The 17,973-nt window shown below is 33.0% G+C and carries 17 protein-coding genes; 5 read left to right on the top strand and 12 right to left on the bottom strand.

What is annotated here, in order from left to right; all coding sequences use genetic code 11:
* Positions 1-2: 2 nt before the first annotated feature.
* A complete protein-coding gene (locus tag B3792_RS06300; protein ID WP_125350502.1) occupies positions 3-542 on the bottom strand; it encodes a GNAT family N-acetyltransferase in 540 nt (179 codons plus the stop codon).
* Complete coding sequence (locus B3792_RS06295; protein WP_291069161.1) at positions 533-1,546, bottom strand: ABC transporter ATP-binding protein; 1,014 nt, start codon at positions 1,544-1,546, stop codon at positions 533-535. The genes B3792_RS06300 and B3792_RS06295 overlap by 10 nt, the downstream gene beginning before the upstream one ends.
* Before the next feature lie 100 nt (positions 1,547-1,646).
* Here B3792_RS06295 and B3792_RS06290 point away from each other — a divergent pair, with 100 nt between their 5' ends.
* The 4 genes from B3792_RS06290 (at position 1,647) to B3792_RS06275 (ending at position 3,610) form a co-directional block, all read left to right on the top strand.
* Positions 1,647-2,333 carry a YceI family protein gene (locus tag B3792_RS06290; RefSeq protein WP_038335041.1) on the top strand — a complete coding sequence of 229 codons (687 nt, stop codon included), beginning with the start codon at positions 1,647-1,649 and terminating at the stop codon, positions 2,331-2,333.
* Between the two features lie 161 nt (positions 2,334-2,494).
* A complete protein-coding gene (locus B3792_RS06285; protein WP_291069159.1) occupies positions 2,495-2,995 on the top strand; it encodes a hypothetical protein in 501 nt (166 codons plus the stop codon).
* A 55-nt stretch (positions 2,996-3,050) separates the two neighbouring features.
* Positions 3,051-3,392: a cytochrome b/b6 domain-containing protein gene (locus B3792_RS06280; protein WP_257468027.1), complete on the top strand. Its 342-nt coding sequence runs from the start codon at positions 3,051-3,053 to the stop codon at positions 3,390-3,392.
* A 5-nt stretch (positions 3,393-3,397) separates the two neighbouring features.
* Entirely contained in the window at positions 3,398-3,610 is a 213-nt protein-coding gene (locus B3792_RS06275) for a cytochrome b/b6 domain-containing protein (protein ID WP_291069157.1), read from the top strand.
* Positions 3,611-3,643: 33 nt separating this feature from the next.
* On the opposite strand, the gene B3792_RS06270 is transcribed toward B3792_RS06275, so the two are convergent.
* The 6 genes from B3792_RS06270 to B3792_RS06245 form a co-directional block, all read right to left on the bottom strand.
* The gene (locus tag B3792_RS06270) at positions 3,644-4,165 is read right to left on the bottom strand and encodes a hypothetical protein (RefSeq protein ID WP_280051220.1); all 522 of its coding nucleotides are present in this window, start codon (positions 4,163-4,165) and stop codon (positions 3,644-3,646) included.
* Positions 4,166-4,200: 35 nt separating this feature from the next.
* Positions 4,201-4,584, bottom strand: a complete 384-nt coding sequence (locus B3792_RS06265) for a DUF423 domain-containing protein (protein ID WP_280049058.1) — start codon at positions 4,582-4,584, stop codon at positions 4,201-4,203.
* Positions 4,585-4,602: 18 nt separating this feature from the next.
* On the bottom strand, positions 4,603-5,274 hold the full coding sequence (tsaB, locus tag B3792_RS06260) for a tRNA (adenosine(37)-N6)-threonylcarbamoyltransferase complex dimerization subunit type 1 TsaB (RefSeq protein WP_038335034.1): 672 nt from the start codon (positions 5,272-5,274) through the stop codon (positions 4,603-4,605).
* A gap of 152 nt (positions 5,275-5,426) precedes the next feature.
* A complete protein-coding gene (locus tag B3792_RS06255) occupies positions 5,427-6,749 on the bottom strand; it encodes a TolC family protein (protein ID WP_291049676.1) in 1,323 nt (440 codons plus the stop codon).
* A 97-nt stretch (positions 6,750-6,846) separates the two neighbouring features.
* Positions 6,847-7,173 (bottom strand): gliding motility protein GldC, encoded by a 327-nt coding sequence (gene gldC, locus B3792_RS06250; RefSeq protein WP_038335027.1) that lies wholly within the window; start codon positions 7,171-7,173, stop codon positions 6,847-6,849.
* Between the two features lie 17 nt (positions 7,174-7,190).
* Positions 7,191-8,240, bottom strand: a complete 1,050-nt coding sequence (locus B3792_RS06245; protein ID WP_219033845.1) for a gliding motility protein, GldB — start codon at positions 8,238-8,240, stop codon at positions 7,191-7,193.
* A gap of 100 nt (positions 8,241-8,340) precedes the next feature.
* Between B3792_RS06245 and nadE the strand changes: the two genes are divergently transcribed.
* Positions 8,341-9,135, top strand: coding sequence for an NAD(+) synthase (gene nadE, locus B3792_RS06240; RefSeq protein WP_286495309.1), 795 nt, complete (start codon positions 8,341-8,343; stop codon positions 9,133-9,135).
* A 228-nt stretch (positions 9,136-9,363) separates the two neighbouring features.
* Here nadE and B3792_RS06235 read toward each other — a convergent pair whose 3' ends face one another.
* The 4 genes from B3792_RS06235 to ruvA are packed head-to-tail and all read right to left on the bottom strand — an operon-like array spanning position 9,364 to position 17,886.
* Positions 9,364-9,744 (bottom strand): VanZ family protein, encoded by a 381-nt coding sequence (locus B3792_RS06235; RefSeq protein ID WP_221854263.1) that lies wholly within the window; start codon positions 9,742-9,744, stop codon positions 9,364-9,366.
* On the bottom strand, positions 9,737-10,117 hold the full coding sequence (gene gcvH, locus B3792_RS06230) for a glycine cleavage system protein GcvH (RefSeq protein ID WP_038335019.1): 381 nt from the start codon (positions 10,115-10,117) through the stop codon (positions 9,737-9,739). Before gcvH ends, B3792_RS06235 begins: the two co-directional genes overlap by 8 nt.
* Positions 10,118-10,138: 21 nt before the next feature.
* On the bottom strand, positions 10,139-17,305 hold the full coding sequence (gene sprA, locus B3792_RS06225; protein ID WP_291069155.1) for a cell surface protein SprA: 7,167 nt from the start codon (positions 17,303-17,305) through the stop codon (positions 10,139-10,141).
* Positions 17,305-17,886 (bottom strand): Holliday junction branch migration protein RuvA, encoded by a 582-nt coding sequence (gene ruvA / locus B3792_RS06220; protein ID WP_219033851.1) that lies wholly within the window; start codon positions 17,884-17,886, stop codon positions 17,305-17,307. Before ruvA ends, sprA begins: the two co-directional genes overlap by 1 nt.
* Positions 17,887-17,973: the final 87 nt, after the last annotated feature.

Below are 17,973 nucleotides of genomic sequence, written 5' to 3'. Positions count from 1 at the left end.
CTTTAACTCAATTTATTTTCTCTCAACAACGACCAATAAATCATAGTTGAATCTCTATTCAATTCAGTGAAATTTAGTTTAGTTAAAAGTTTCGTTGAACCAATATTTTCTATCAAACAACAAGCGGTTACTTCTTCTAAAGTTTCTTTTGTAAATGCCCAATTTATCAATTCCGCAGCTGCTTCCACTGCAAAACCTTGCTTTCTTTCTGCTTCGATAATTCCATAACCAATATCACAACTTCTTCCAACAAAATTATAACCTTTAAAACCAATGTCACCAATTATTTCTCGTGTTGATTTCTTGATAATCATCCACGATTCGAAACCTGTTGGTGCATCAACTTTAGACAAGTTCACAATAATTCGAGGCAATGTTTCGATTACATCTGCATCTGGCCAACCTTTTCCTCTAATCAAATTTAATTGCTCTAAATCGGTATAATTATTTTGTAATATATTTTCGCAAATGGAAATCGTGAATGGCATCAAAATTAATCGTTCGCTACACAATTCCGTTACTTGTAAACTTTCTAAATGCATAATTGATGAAATTTTATAACTTCAAAATGTATCAACTCATCTTTCATTAATTTTTGAGAAGAATAAGTCAACAATTCAATGTTTTTGAATGTAAATCTTACCAAATAATCTCTTCCCTGAAATTTTGATAAAATTACTTTTCCTTCAAATTTTCCATTTTCAGAAATTGTAATTTCTTCTGGATAAATGACAATTTTAGAAGAATCGATTCCTAAATCTTGCGAATCATCCAACACATTTACATAACCAAAAAGTTTGGCCACATAAGCTGTCGCAGGAGAATTTCGCACATTCTCGACCTCATCAAACTGAATCATTTTTCCGTTTTGCAAAACTAAAATTTTATCCGAAGTATAAAAAGCATCATTCAAATCGTGCGTTGTAAAAATTACTGTAATTTGATGCGCTTTGCACCAATCCATAATTTTTTCTCGAATGGTTAATTTTAATGTTTGATCTAAATTAGAAAAAGGTTCATCCAGCAACAAAATTTCGGGTTGTTGTGCCAAAGCTCGTGCAATAGACACACGCTGTCGCTGACCTCCACTCAGTTTATTTGGAAAAATATGTTTAAAATCTAACATTTCAACCACCGTTAACGCTTCGTCAATTTGTTGTTGCTTAAGTTCTAAATCAAAATTGCTTAAAAATTTTCCGACATTTTCGCCAACCGTCACAAAATCTAACAAATCATAATCTTGCGCTACGTATTTCATCATTTTATGACCTGGAATCAAGTTATAAGCAGGACCACGTAATTTTTTGGTATGATAGTAAATTTCTCCTTCTTTAAAATCTAACAAACCATAAATCAATTTCAGTAAAGTTGACTTTCCACTTCCACTTTCTCCGATAATACTTATCACTTCGCCTTTGTTAACTGCAAAATTGATGTTATCGAGTACTTTTTCTTCGAAATCTGGATAATTATAACTGAGTTGTTTTACGTTTAGCACGATTGAATAATTTTTCTTATGTTTGGCTAAGGTATTAGATTTATTCAATATGAAATAATTGTTTAATTATTTCATTTATTGATATAAATCAATATCAACTATTAATTTATATTATAGTTTTGTAAAAGAAAAAATTAAAAAAAGCGATATGAAAAAATTATTCTTAGGATTGGCTGTTGTTTCTGCTGTTGCATTAACATCTTGTGGAGGAAAAACTGAAACTAAAGCTGCTACAGAAGCTCAAGAAGGAGCAACATCAACTGAAGGAGCTGCAGAATATGCTGTTGATACAACTGCATCTGTTGTAAATTGGAAAGGTGGAAAAACTTTTGACGATATCAACAAACCAGAAGAAGGTCACTACGGAGTAGTAAAATTAAAAGAAGGTTCTGTAAAAGTACACGACGGAGTTTTAGAATCAGGGAAATTTGTTGCTGATTTTGCTTCTTTCGAATCGAAAGATTTAGATGCTGATGCAGAAAGTAAAGGAAAATTAGACGGACACTTAAAATCTGCTGATTTCTTAGACGTTGAAAAATTCCCAACTGCAACTTTCGAAATTACAGGAGTTAAAGCTTTAGAAGGAGGAGATTACAATTCAGAAATTTCTGGAAACTTAGATTTCCGTGGAGTTCCTAAAAATGTTACTTTCAAAGCTAACGTAACTGTTGATGCGAATGGTGTTACAATCAAATCTGAAGAATTCGGAATTAACCGTAAAGATTTCGGAATTGTTTTCACAGGTGGTGGAGGATCTATTGTAAAAGACGAAGTTTTATTACAAGTAGATTTATCAGCTAAACCAGCTGCTGCAACTGAAGAAGCTGCAAAATAATCGAATTGAATATTCATAAAATAATAGAAGCCATTTATCTTAGATAGATGGCTTTTTTGGTTTAGAGGCGAAAAAATATAATTTCTCTCATTTTTTTTGTGATAATTAATTGAACTTAATTATATTCGTACTCATAATTAATAACATACATTAACAAAACAATGAAAACAATTAAGTTCTTCCATCCGGATGAAACATTTAATTATAATATTGAAAAATCGTTATGCAAAGTCGTTTTTCAAGGAAATAAAAAATGTTTGTTGGTAGAAATACATTCGACTGATGACTTAGAACACGTAGAAGGCGATTCGTTACAAAACGATTTTCCTCAACTTTCTTTATTTATTGATGATTTTCCTTTGGACGTAGAATCTGTAGAAGAATTAAACGGTAAAAAAGTTTCTATTCCTTACGGTTTTGCCGAGGAAGAAGACGAAGAAGGTGAAACTGTGGAAGTATATTACACAACGTTGTATGTTTCGGAAGAAGATTACGAAACAGTAAACAACGAATTAACTTTTAGTGTAAACGATAAAGGAATTTTGACCTTGAACTGGAAAGGTGAAGTGCAAGATTTTGTAGAAGAATCTGAAAAAGATATTCCTTTCGAAATAGAATGTACATTTGAAGAATTCGAATTCACAGAAGACGATTTTGAATAAAAAAATACGACAAAAACCTCTCAATTTTGAGAGGTTTTTTTAATCACTATAAATTATGAAAAAGTTTACTTTAACTCATCGATTATTACATTGGACAATCGGAATATCGATGATAATGCTTTTCTTAACTGGTTTTTTGAGAATGGAATGGATGAGCAAGAAAAATCTTTCTGCTTTAATTACCAATGAAGTTTCAAAAGAAGGTTTAAACATTTCTGACGCTACTTTAAAAACAATTGGAAGAAGTTCTTTAGAACCAATGTGGCAATGGCACGAAATATTTGCTTATATCGCTTTAGGTCTTTTTGCTGTCCGAATTGTTTATATGCTGGTAAAGGGAATCCGATTTCCTAATCCTTTGAAAGTCATTCAACATCCGAAAAGTTTCAGGGAATAATTTATATGATTTTCTATTTGTTAATGCTAATTAATATTGTGACAGGATTTTATTTAATGTGGGGAAATGGAACTTACAAAGACCCAATGGAAGAACTGCATAAAACTGCAATTTATTGGTTTCCTATCTTTTTTCTTATTCATCTCATTGGAGTTATTATCGATGAAGTCAATAAAAATTCTGGAATTGTTTCTAAAATGATAAATGGTAAAGATTAAAAATAGAAAAAGACACTTTATAAAGTGTCTTTTTTATTTAAACATTTGATATATTTTATCTTTTTCGTAACCTTCGATAGTTACTTTTTGATCAGTACTATAAAATGTATATTCTCTACGATTATCCGTATCTATAATATAATTCGGAAAAGATTTATTTGACCTTTGCATTCTTGCTTCTTTGAGATTTTTTCGATCCTTATTAGACATCAAAAAAGTCTTTTTATCAAGAATCAAAAAGTAATATTCTTTCTCTAAGAAATAATAGCCACTTGATGATTTTACAGTTAAGATTAATTTATTATCCATTACTTGATAAGTTCCTTCAGCAAAATCATAATTAGCATTATTGATTTCTTTACCGTTTTTATCTAACTCTACAATACAGTTATAAAAAACCGACTTGTATTTGAATTGTTGATTATTAAACAATTTCAATTCAAAGTTGCTATGTTTAAAGATTAAAGGAGTCGTCAATACTAATTTATCTTGCGCTTTTGTATTAATTGCAAGTAAAAATAATAATCCAACCAATAGTTTATTCCACAAATCCATATAACTGATTAACAATTATATAAATTTAAAGAAAATTATTTTCCTTTCATAAAAATCCAAGCCAATAAACCCCAACCGATAATCATAAATAGACCTCCAAGTGGCGTAATTGGCCCTAAAAATTTAAGATTTGCGTTCCAATGTTCTGCGAATGACAACAAATAGATACTTACAGAAAAAACAAATGTTCCGGCAATTAAACACCAAGCTGCAGAACGTTCTAATCCGTTATTAAATTGAAAATACATTCCAACAGCTAACAAAACAATTGCGTGATACATTTGATAACGTACTCCGACTTCAAAACTTGCTAATTTTTCGGCTGGTAAAATTTTCTTGAACGCATGAGCTCCGAAAGCGCCTAATATAACCGCCGTCATTCCGTATAATGAAGCAATTGTCAACACAAGATTTTTCATAAATTATCTCTTTTTATTTTATTCAGATTTCTTTTTTCCGGCAACAAAATCTTTCAGATAATATGGCTCGAAATACGCAACATCTTCAAATGATTTTTGGTTAAATTTTTCTTCCGCAACACGAATCATATCTTTTGCCGATGGAAAAGTTTGTATAAACGTAGCATCTAAATGCGCTAAAACTTCTTGACATTTTTCTGCTCCATCACCCACAAAAATAATTTTCTTTCCTTTCAATTCTTCAAAAGAAGTTTCATCGATTACTTTAGCTTCTGTTTCTGTTAACTGATTTCCTTGCTTATCAAACAAAGCTGTATAGACTTCCATTCGTCTTGCATCAATCATCGGAATGATATAATCGACCTCTTGATTCAATTGTGATTCCGCCAAAATTTGCAACGAATTAATTGCCATAAGTGGAATATCAGATCCATATGCAAAACCTTTGGCAGACGAAACGCCAATACGCAAACCTGTGTAAGAACCTGGGCCTTTTGAAACACAAACCGCCTCTATATCTTTCCAATTTATTTGCGCGCCTTCCACGCACCAATCCACAAACTGATTCAGTTTTTCACCATGTGCATAATTTTCATCACTTTCTTCAACCAAACATAGTTGAACGCCATCTTTAGCAATCGAAACCGAACAATTTTTTGTTGAAGTTTCTAAATTTAAGATTGTTGCCATGTTGCAAAGATACACAAGGAAAATTGATGTATAAAGTTTGAATTTATGATTTTAGAATAGATTTAGAAATATTTATTACACTCTGAAACTCTTTTATGAAAATAATTTTCAATAATTTGATTAATATTTTCTCTATTTACTTCATTTAACCTCTATTTTCCTTCCAACGTTATTGGAACGCCAGCATAGAAATCTAATACTTTTTGTTTAAAAATGTAATTGTATTTCGCTTGCAACATTTGCGATTCTGCAACCATCATATCATTACGCGAACGGTTAAAATCGTATTGATTAATGACTCCAGCATTGTAAGATTTTTGTGCAAAATCGTATGAAATTTTCGCATATTTTACCGCTTCTTTCGACGAGTCGTATGACGCATAAGAACTATTTACTTCGAAATACGCAGATTGAACATTTTTCAGCACATCTTGTTTCGATTGTAGAAGGTCAACTTTTGCTAAATCCTCGTTGATTAATGCTTTCTGAATATTAATTTTATAGGAATATTGATTCCAAATTGGAATACTCACACCAACTCCAAAAACGCCTGTTACATTATGTCCTAATTGCTCTAATAATGCATCTTGACGTAATCTTTTATTGAAATATTGTAGATAATTCGTTCCGAAATTGAAACTTCCTGTCACTTTTGGAAATAATGAAGTTCGCGCGATTTGAGTTTCTTTCGCAGCAACATCAATTTGCAATTCGGCATGTTTTACAGAAGGCTGATTTTGATAAGCCGTTTCTACCACATCATCCAAATTATACAATTGAGACGTTACATTATCTGGAATTTTGACATCAGTTACAGCAAAATTTCGGTAATCATTTAATTGCAACAACATCGCTAAATTGAACAATGCACGCTCTATTTCGATTTGTGCATTTACCACTTCACGTGTATTTGTCGCGACTTCAGATTCAGATTGAGCAACAACAGATTGAGCTACTGAACCAGCTTTGAATTTCTTTTGATTTTGATCCAATAATTGTTTCGAAATAGTTAGATTTCCTACTGCAACTTGTTTCAATTCTTTGTTCAATAAAACCGCCAAATAATAATTTGCAACTTGTAACGAAATATCATTTATCGTCATCGCAGTTTGTACTTTCGACGCTTCTAATTCCAAAGCAGCTTTGTCTTTATTCAATTGAACAACTCCACCATTGTAAATATTGATGCTAGATTGTACGCCAAATGAATGCGCAAATTGATAATATCCCTTTTCTATTGTTGGATTATAAGTTCCGATTGTAAAGTTAGTATCTACATAACCCGAAACCGTTGGCAACCAAGCGTTATAGGTTAATTCTAAATTTTTATTAAAAATTTCTTGGTTGATGGTATTCTGTTGAACAGTCAAATTATTTTTCGAAGCATATTCAATACATTTTTCAATTGTCCATCCTTCTTGGGCAAACGAAGGAAGAGAAGTAATAAATAGTAAAGTAAAAAATAATTGTTTCATAGACTATTCTTGTCAGAAAATTAAAGATATAAAATAAGTCGAATTTCTAACCAAAATGTTACGAAATTCGACTTAAAGTTTTTATTTGGTTAAAATCTTAACCTTTAATTTTTGAAGCAATTGCGAATTCTTCTGCAAAAGCAGCGATTCTTTCTGCAACTTCTTTTTCCTCTGTTGCTCTTTCGTAAGAACTAGACATTGAAATTAAAATTTGGTGAAAGAAACGTTTCATATCATCTTGTGTCATTTCTTTTGTCCACAAATCGATACGCAAAGCCTCTTTTGCTTTATCATCCCAAACAGAAAGTAACATTGCTTTTGTTTCTTCGTGACTAATTCCACCGTCTGGTGCATTCCAAGTCATTTTTTCTGGTACGTGATTTTCGTCCAATTCAATCTCTACCGTAATATTTGTTGTTCTCATAACTTCTAATTATTAGTTTATTTCACAAAATGGTAAACTTTACCATCAATTGTTTTTGTTGTATAATTTGTTGAATTATTACTTTCTAAAGCTGGCTTATATTTAGAATCTTTGAAGATTTTTTGACCATCCATATCATCTAACAAAGCTTTCAATTCTACCTTCGGATTCTCTTTCATGTATTGGCGAATAATTTGCAAACCAATCCAAGCCGCAATTCTTCCTGGAGAATCTTGTTCTATTTCATTATTAAATTTTGAAAATGGACTAACTGCTAAAAAGCGTTTATCCAAAGAAGCATCTGAACTGAATACATAATTTTGCTCCACAAAAAAGTTCCAAATTTGACCTTCGTTCTCAATACACCACTGAATTTGTTCTGGCGTGTAACCAACTTTATATTCGTCTGGTGTATCTGTTAACAATGCATCTTGCAAAATCAATTTCTTCCCTTCATAAATCATTTTATCAATAAATAATTGATTTCTTGGGCTAAATGTTACCACATCATTCGCAATTGCATCAACAGCTTGAGAAGGCAAACGATTAAAATCTAAATTTGTGCGTAAATAACGTTCTACGCCAATGCTATCATATAATTTATTCTTTGACCCCAAATACGCATCCATCGCAATAAACATCAAGCCAGATTGCTGACTAAACATCACAGGATAATCTATATTTTGTAAACCTGATGAATAGGTATAAACCGTCGGAATTTTATATTCTGGAAAATAAAATTGGTAACGTTGAAACATCGGAGTTAACGATTCATTTAAGTTTTTAAAATCTCCAAAAACCTTTCGAGATTGTCCATAAATACTCAATTCTTCTTTATTACGACGTTGACTTTCCCATACATCATCCGCAGTTTTTGCATCAAAAAAGAAAGGATAATCTTTTCGTAAAGTCGCTAAAGGAATCGAATCGTTAAAAAAATCTTGGCTGATATCATGAATATTCAACTGAACATTTTGTTCTTTGACATCCACTTCCCACGATTTTTCTTTTTTGCACGCAGTAAATAAAATTAAACTCGCAAAAGCTAAGCCATATACAAATTTCATTGCTTGGTTATTTAGCTAACAAAAATAGTAAAATAATCTGTAGTATTTTCAACCCTAATTTTTTTCATAATCTGCTATCTTTGAAATAAATTATTAAACTATGCAAACTGAAAAAGTTGTAGAATATATTGTTTCTTGGTTGAAAGATTATTTGGAAACAGCGCACCAAAAAGGCTTTGTGATTGGAATTTCGGGCGGAATTGATTCGGCTGTAACCTCAACACTTTGTGCGATGACAGGCTCCCCTTTACTTAATTTGGAAATGCCAATTCATCAAGAAAAAAATCAAGCGGATAGAGCAAAACGTCATATTGAATGGTTAAAAAATAAGTTTTCGTCGCCAATCGATTCGATAGAAGTTGATTTAACCTCAACTTTTGATGCAATGGTTTTGGCTTTACCAGAAACGGAAACAACGGATAAAGTGAATTTAGCCTTGGCCAATACACGCTCTCGTTTGCGTATGACAACACTTTATTATTTTGCTGGTTTACACAATTATTTGGTTGCAGGAACAGGAAATAAAGTCGAAGATTTTGGCGTTGGTTTTTATACGAAATATGGTGATGGCGGTGTAGATCTTAGTCCAATTGCTGATTTGATGAAATCGGAAGTGTATAAAATTGCTGAGTTTTTAGGAGTTAATACAGATATTCAAAAAGCAAAACCAACAGATGGTTTGTTTGGTGATGATCGTTCGGATGAAGATCAATTAGGTGCAAATTACGATGAATTAGAATGGGCAATGAAAGCGAAAGAAGCTGGAAAAACTGCAAATGAATTTGAAGGTAGAGAAAAAGAAGTATTCGAGATTTATTCCAGATTAAATCGTATTAACCAACATAAAATGGTTCCAATTCCGATATGTGATATTCCTGAGGAGTTGATGAACTAAGCGGTAAGCACAATTAATTTTTTCAATATAAAAGCAAGCGAAAGGTTGCTTTTTTTTATTTTGATGTGATGTTGAAACGAGTTCAATATGACTTACGTATAAATGTCATTCTGAATAAAACGTTAGTAGAATGAAGAATCGAAGATTCCTCCTAACGTCGGAATGACATTTTCTTAGTTTACACTTGAATAAGTCAAAAAGATAAGAAAAACAAAAAACTCAGTAATACTACTGAGTTTTTTTATGTTGTAAATAATATGCTATTGCGATATATGCGAGGGAGATTCCGGATAAGTTTGCCATTAAATCGACAAAATCAAAACTACGATGAAGTGATGTTAAAATACCTTGCAAAATTTCGATAAGAAAACTTACCAAAAACGGAATTATCATCAAGCGCAGAGTTGTTATTTTGTATGCGACAAATAACAAAATCGTCATCATCCCAAACATTCCACAATGTACAATTTTATCTAAATTATCAATCTCCAAAAAGATTTCTAATTCTTTGATTGTGCTTAATTTCGAGAAATTTTCTTGTGGAAGTAGCGTCAGATAAAACACCAACGCTACATATGCAAAGAATATTATTTTTTTTGTCTTATGCACCAATTAATTCTCCGTAAGCAGCTGCGTCTAATAAAGCATCTAATTGAGAAGCATCTTCAATTTTTACTTTGATAATCCACCCTTTTCCGTAAGGATCAGTGTTGATTAATTCTGGCTCACCTTCTAATTCAGTGTTAAATTCTACAACTTCACCGCTAATTGGCATAAATAAGTCAGAAACTGTTTTTACTGCTTCTACTGTTCCAAATACTTCTTCTTGACCTAAAGTTTCTCCTTCTGTTTCTACGTCAACATAAACAATATCTCCTAACTCTCCTTGTGCGAAAGCTGTAATACCGATTGTTGCTACATCTCCTTCTACAGAAATCCACTCGTGATCTTTACTGTACTTTAAATTGTTTGGAATGCTCATAATGTTTGTTTTATTGTTTTTTTAATTTCCGAATGTAAAGGTAGCACTAAATCCGGCACGAATTTGAGAAATTGGAAAAGCTGTTGAAATTTTATATTTACTCATCATCTGATCCCAATAGAATCTCAAGTTCAAATTCTTACTTACGTTATAATCTGCCGTTATCTTAAACGTCATAATTCGCTGTCCACCTGTAATTTGCGAATCTCCATAAATACTTGTTGGTACGTTTGGATTTTGTACGTCATCAAAGTTATAAATTACTTTTCGAATTGTTGTTTGATTATCTCTTAATGAGAAATCTCCACGAATATTTAAGTCACCTTTGATTGTTTTCTGATTTCCTTGGTAACGAATTTTCATTTTGAAATCTTTGAAAATATATCCAAATCCAACAATATATTCCGATCCATAATCTTCTGTATACGTATAATTTGTTGTACTTAATGATAATAAACGATCTCTGTTATATTGCGCACGTAATTGCATACTGTTACGGAATGTTAAATCCACTCCTAATAATGGCGAGAATGATTCGATCATCGTAACGGCTCCATATAAATTCTGGGTATAGAAGTTTCCGTTTTCATCTTTACCAGTCACTTGTCCGCCCCCCATAATTCCAGTGTCTAACATGAAGTTCGGGTTGGACTGAATACCAGTTGTTGTGTACGTCGAATTATATGAACTCGAAACCTCTACGTTATCAAAATATTTGTTGATAATTGGAATAGATTTCAATCCTGTGTATGTTACACGCCAGTTCGGAACCGGAATAGAACGATTGTATCCTAACTTAGACGAACCTGCATCTTTCCCTTGTACCGCCGCTAAAAAGGCTGGTAAAAGTACATCAGAACTTCTTGCATTAAATCCTTCGTAATAACCAAGTCCATCTACATTTCCGCTACCTCTTTTCTGTGCTAAACGTCCGGAAATTGTTTTAGTATTTGTTAGAAATTGCTCAAAAATTGCATCTCCATCTTTGAAAGCTGTTTTGATATTTACGGTCGAAATATTAAGATTTGCTAATTCATCAATGTAAGGATTTTCGACTGCTAAATTGAATCCTGAATGATAAATACGACGATCTTTTGTACGTTTTGCACTCAAATCAATTCGTAAATCTGGAATTGGCTCAATCAAAGCAGTTCCATTAAAATCAGAACCTTTTGTAATTTGATACGCATCCGTCATCAATTCATCGCCAACAATCAATCCTCTTTCAACTAATTGTCGTTTAATATCGAATTGTGTTCCATAAACGAAGCCTAAACTTGGACCATTTTTACCATCAACACCAAAGAAACCTGGCTCGTATAATAATCCTGGAATTACAGCTCCATTTGTTTGATTAAATGTAAAATTAGCACGTTTTAGTGATGATAAAATCATCCAACCATAATCTTTTGCTGTAAATTTATGTTTGAATTTGTATGCTGATTTCTTATTTGTACGACGTTTCTTAGAGAATAAAGTTGTGTAAACTGTATTCAACGAATCTATTTCTGCACGACGGCCTTTCAAAATCGAATCATAGCGTTTGTAACCTTTAAACTCTGGATAGAATTTAGCAAAATCCAAATCTCCCATCAAATTGATCGAATTCGAGTTTTGAGCTGTACCATTTCCTAAATTAACAGGTCTTCCGTCTACTTCAAAATTTCTGTAAGCAGTAGAAGTTGCAACCCAGTTATAATTCGATGTAAATCCTGCTTCAACATTCATCCAATTGAGATATGGGAAGAATTTTAAAGGTAATTTATAATTCACCTGAAATTGTTGATCGTATTGAACTGGACGTCCAATTGTGAACATATTTTGCCAAATCATATCTTGATCTGCACGCTGGAAAGTTGTTCCATCATTCAACGTCATTGTCGAAGATGTTAAATCTAAACGCAACGATTTTGTCAAATCAAAACCTAAATTATATTGCCAATTGAACAAGAAATTGTTACTATATGTCGGACGAATTAAGCTCGAAGAACTTCCTCCTCCTAAATATTGACTGATATCGCGATATTGTCTTTCACTATACGTTCGCGCAATCTCTGTACGGAAAGAGAAACGTGTTGGCAAAGGATTCACATTAAATTCACGAATAAATTGTAAATATTTTCCTGATTCCTCTTTTGGTTGAACCGCACGCCATTTTTTGAAAGGTTCGTAAGATTTTCCTCTAAATCCGAAATTATAATTAATCGACGCTCTTAATTGTTGGTTGATGTTATATTGCGTGTAAATATCACGGTAATAATTATCCGAATACATCATCGAAACTGAGAAGTTAGAAGGATCATAAAAACGAACAGGGTTGTTGTTATTTGTAGATCTAACTTTTCGAATATTGTTAAAGGCAAAACTTTTGAACTGCGTATAAGTACGAACAACTTTTTCTAATTCGGCTTTATTAGGCGCTTCATCAAAAATAATATCGTTGTCTAATGGATTATATTTTGGATCGACAAAACTTTCCTGAATTGTAAAATCGAATGGAATTTCCATTCCCCATTTCTTTGGTAAGAATTTGTCTAATTTTACTTGTGCATTCAACGCATATTGTAATGATTCGTCCTGATTACGATTTGCAGGACCTTGATCTATCGCACCAAAACCTACAGAACTTGTGCTTCCAGAAACTTGTACATTCGCAAAATCACCTAAATTGAACTGCACATTTGCTGAAGCTGCATAACCACCTTGGTTATCAATTTCGCTTAAACGAAGTTCATTTACCCAAAGTAAAACTTCTTTATCAGACGGTCCAGAAGTGTTACGAACCCCAATCATAATTGAAGAGACATTACCCAATGTTGGACGACCTTTTACATAAACCGTTTTGTTTGGATTCTCTTGATCAAAAGCAAAATTGAAACGTTGCAATGTACTGAAACCATCAGCATCCCTTTGTTTTTTAGCATCTGTAAACAAATCTGTATTCAGATCGATAAAGTTTTCATCTGGCCAAACTGTGCTTTCTGTTGCAGAACTTTGTGGCGTATATTTCAACGGCATTTCATATTCATAGTAATTATCTGTATAATCACTACCTACACGAATAAATAATTTTGTACCATTATCAATCGCATTTGACGCTCTATCTAATAAGTTTTGAGCAGATACAAACATTTGCAACTTTTTGTATCGACGCAAATCTAAATTTGTATTCTTAAAAATAGCTTTTGAAGTACTTCCTGGTTTAAACTTCGCCTTCAATGTCATCGAAGCTTCGTTCTGAGATTGATATCCCGTTGTTCCTTGAGTTTGTTCACGATAAACTCCAGGAGGAATCATATAACGAGGACGATCTGTACCATTTCGTTCGATACTTACCTCACCAATTTCTAAATCATCAATATTTTTATCCTCCTCATAACCTTCTTGATTACTAATGATATAAGGATAAATGTTTTTTGTATAACGACGCCATTCAGAACGAACTAAATCAAAAGTACCAAAACGTAGAGTTGTTTCTTCCTCGAAACCTCGCATCACCATACGCATAAAACGAGCAGCTGTTAACACACTTTCTGCTTGTGCAATAGACGCATCATTGTTTAACTCTTCTACTCCATCTCCGTCAAGATCTAAATCAAAGTTATCAACAGGAATACGAACTTGATACCATTTAACATCATGTTTCGTTTTGTCAGGAAATTCCCCTTGAACTGTTTTTCGAGTAACAATAAATTTATTGTTTGGATCTTCTAACGTTTGACGGTTAATTTTTAACGTATACTGATTATAGTTTTCTGTTTGATCTAAATTGAAATCACCATTAATATCTTCTGTATCTGGAGTTAAAGATGATGCATGTAAAGGATTATCGGTTGAATTGTTTCCTTGCGGATTTCTGAAATAACGGTAACGATCTTGAACTGTATTCCCAATTGATGCTCCTCTGAAACGATCATCTAAAAAGAATAAATAATTATCATTCGCAGGATCTAATTCTCCTGTAACTAAATTATTACTCGTTATTCCATAACGTTGGGCTTCTTCCTCATCTGTTAATCCATTATAACCCAAATCTTGTTGTTTTCGGGCAGCTCCATCTGTATCAAAAGCATATAAAATTGGATTTAACTGAGGTGTTACACCCCATTTAGAAGCAACAGTCGCCGCTCCATTTCCAGAATGAGGCAATCCATTTTCGTACATCATTTCGCCGTCTTTCAAGACATCTTCCGAAACATTTCCTAAATGTACCAATAACTCTCCTTCTCCACCTTTTCCATCTGCATAAGGATCCATCATCCAGAACTCGATGTATTCCACATTCGAATCTTTGAAGTTAGAAACTGAAATAGGACGCATAATTGCTCCCCAATTTTTCGTGTCTACTGCATTTGGATTAACATTATAAGGTCCACGTTCTTGTGGATAGAATGTCATATCTAATGTGCTGATATACGAATTCGTACCAGCCATTACATCACGTTGATCAAAAAGTTCTTTTAGCTTAATACGACGCGCCATATGCGTTGACATTTGTTGATCCGTTAAAGGCGAGCTTCCACCCATCCCATAAAAACGAGGATCAATCGTGTACCACGATAACATACGACGACCATTGTTGAATGATAAATCGTCATTTTTCATTCCATTTGGGAAGAACGGGTGGTAACCAGAAGCAGAATATCCAGCAGGTTTTCCTGGTGTTGATCCAAATTTCCATGAACCAACATCTAATAAACTAATGCGCGATTGTGCATCTTCGAAATCGTCTATATAAGAATAACCTCCTGTCACTTTGTTCATTCCTGGCATCAAATAAGCCGCCTCTGCCTGAACACTAATGTTCGACATTTGGTCCGTTTTGATTCCCGGAATTTTATTTGTTAAACGAGTTAACCACTCAGCTTCTGAGTTATATTGTGTATTTAGTCCAACAATTGTGTTGTTCACAGGTTCTGAACCAAATTGTGTTTTTTGCGTAACTGGACGTTCTTGGTAATTAATTAAAGTTCCGCCTAACATAAACTTATCACTAAATTTATGCTCGACATTAATTCCCATGAAACGTTTTTTCTGTAAATTAAATGTAGATTGATTTTCTAAAGAAACATTAATTGGTGCTCCAGAATTTTTCAATTGTTCATTGATGATTTTTACACGCCCCAACTGATAATCTACCGTATAATCTACGCCTTCCGTCAACGTTGCTCCACCAGAAGTTACTTTAACAGAACCTTGCGGCACATTGAAAGCGCCCAACGGAATACCATCTGTCACCGTTCCTTTGTAACGACCTTCTAAGGTATAACGATTGGCTAATTTTTCGCCAGAAAGTGTATTTGGTAATTGATGATAAATTTGATTGAAAACGTATTCTTCATTTTGACCTTGTAATTTATTGCTCAAATATTTACCAAAAGGTTCAACAGAAGTGAAAATAATATTTCCTCTTTCTGTATCAATTGTTAACCCTGGTTGAAAATCAAATAAACCATCACCTTTACTTCCATCAGGATTTTGTTGTAATTGTCCGTTCGAATTTAATCTATCCATGTTCAGAACTTGAATTAACGATTGTTCTGAAACAGCAGAATTTGGTAAGTAATTTAATTTTCCAGAAGATTGTTCACCATTATCTTTGAAATTAATATTCATCAAGAAATCTTCACTCGAAACACCATAAGCATTTAGCGAATAAATATTTTTCATCATCAAATCCCACATTGGCGAAGCCACATTAACTGCAGAATTTGGTTTGATTAATTTCGCGATAATTGGTTTATCTGTCTCACTCGACATTTGTCCAACTTTGTATAATTTTGTCGGATCAGAACTTAACGAATACTGAAACGAAACCGCTAACAAATCTTCACCATCAACCAAAGGCGTATTCAAGGAAATGTATCCTAATTTTGGATAGAAAGTGAATTCGGAAGCATCAAGTTTTCGAACATTTTCGTTGACGATAAAGTTTTCTCCATCCTGAAATTGTTCACCATTGAAAGAATATCCGTTCAAATAACTTCTTGCATCACTAATCTTGGTAAAACCTTGAGAATTAATCTCATTAAATAAGGCATTACTACTATTTTGAGGCGCTGTACCACCTTCTGCAATATCTCGCAAAGCGATAATAGAACGTCTATTCTGTTGATTCCCTCCAGATTTATCAACTTTCCAAACCTCAATATTACTGATATTGATATTACTGTTAACTGCAGGATAATTTGCTAACGCTCTATCGTAACTATTTCTAAAAAATTGACCTAAGAAAAAGTGTCTATTGTATTCATATTTTTCGGCAGCGACTTTAAAATCAGTCATCACACCACCACCTTGAACCACAATATTTTTAGATTCCGAACGTTGTTCTGAAAAGACAGCCGATACATTTGTACGACCGAATTTAAGATCTGTTCTAACTCCAAAAAGTGACTGTGCACCTGTAATCAACGAAGTACTAAGCGGCATCGAAATATTACCAACCTCTATATTTTGTAGGATATCATCTTCTCCTCCAAATGGATCCAATTTATTCCCCAAAGCCTTTCTCCACTGAAGTTTCATTTGATTTTCGAAGCCAAAACCAGCTTGCGTGTCATAATTCACTTTCATCTGAAGATTTTCTCCGACTTTACCCAAAATACTCAATTGCATACGTTGATTAAGATCCATTGTAAGCGTTTGACGGTTTTGTGGCAACAACATTGGATTATCTATCTTTTGCAAGAAAACACCCAATTCTAAATTTGCATAACCTTGCGGAATCAATGAAATTTCTGATCCACCAAAAATAGTTTCGAAAGCTTTAGATTTCACCTTAAAACTTGGTAAAATACTTCCTTCTTTTTTTCCTTCCTTATCTCCAAAACGTTCTTCACGATAAAATTGATCGTTGGTTTGAGATTTTACTCGGAAATAATTTTTCATGTCTTGATTCTGAACCAAAGTCAGGTATTCTTGACGTGTCAAATAGATAGGTTCGGAAACTAAACTTGTTCCAATTTGAGGATATAAAATATACTGACGCTTTATCGCATCATATTGTACATCGTATTTTATTTGATTATCTAAAAACAATCCACCTTTTTGATCTCGGATAGGAAACTTAAGCGTATCACTTTCCTGAGCCATAACATCGCTCATAGTTCCCATTGCAAAAAGGAAACACAAAGCTGCTATAGTAGAGCCTTTACGAATAGTTTTTGGTTCGTTATGAATCTTCATTAAATTTTCTTCAAGGTTTCTTTTACTAAGAATTCCACGTCTGCATCTGGCTGATCTTGTAGGATTTTGTCCATGATTTTCTCTGCAGATTTTTTAGGAATTCCTAAAACTTCTAAAGCAGATAACGCTTCATTCTTAGATTTATTTTTAACCGAAGTAGAATTAACATCTAATATTAAATTTTGATCCAATTTATCTTTCAAATCAATGATGATTCTTTGCGCTGTTTTAGCACCAATTCCTTTTACACTTTGCAATAATCTAGCATCTTCTTGAGCGATTGCAGTTGCAATTTCTTTGGAAGAAAGTGTCGAAATAATCATCATTCCAGAAGCTGGACCAACACCGTTAACACTAATTAATTTCTGAAAAATTTCTCGTTCTAGTTTTGTTGCAAATCCATAAAGTATATGTGCATCTTCGCGAACAATCAAATGTGTAAAAATTGTAACCAATTCTTCGTGTTCTAAAGTAGAATATGTATTCAATGAAATATTGACCCAATATCCGACCCCATTGCAATCTATTACAGCATTTGTTGGATAAATCTCGATTAATTTACCTCTTAATTGTGTTATCATTTTGACGTTTATTTAGTTACACTACATATAGTGATAACGTCAAAAATACGATTTATTTTGTAAGGATGAAAGTATTGATTTTAATGA

It is taken from the genome of Empedobacter sp. UBA5924 (assembly GCF_002431085.1).
In the GTDB taxonomy this organism is placed as follows: domain Bacteria; phylum Bacteroidota; class Bacteroidia; order Flavobacteriales; family Weeksellaceae; genus Empedobacter; species Empedobacter falsenii_B.
The sequence above is the reverse complement of the archived record's forward strand: the minus strand, read 5'-3'. Positions and strand labels throughout refer to the sequence as shown.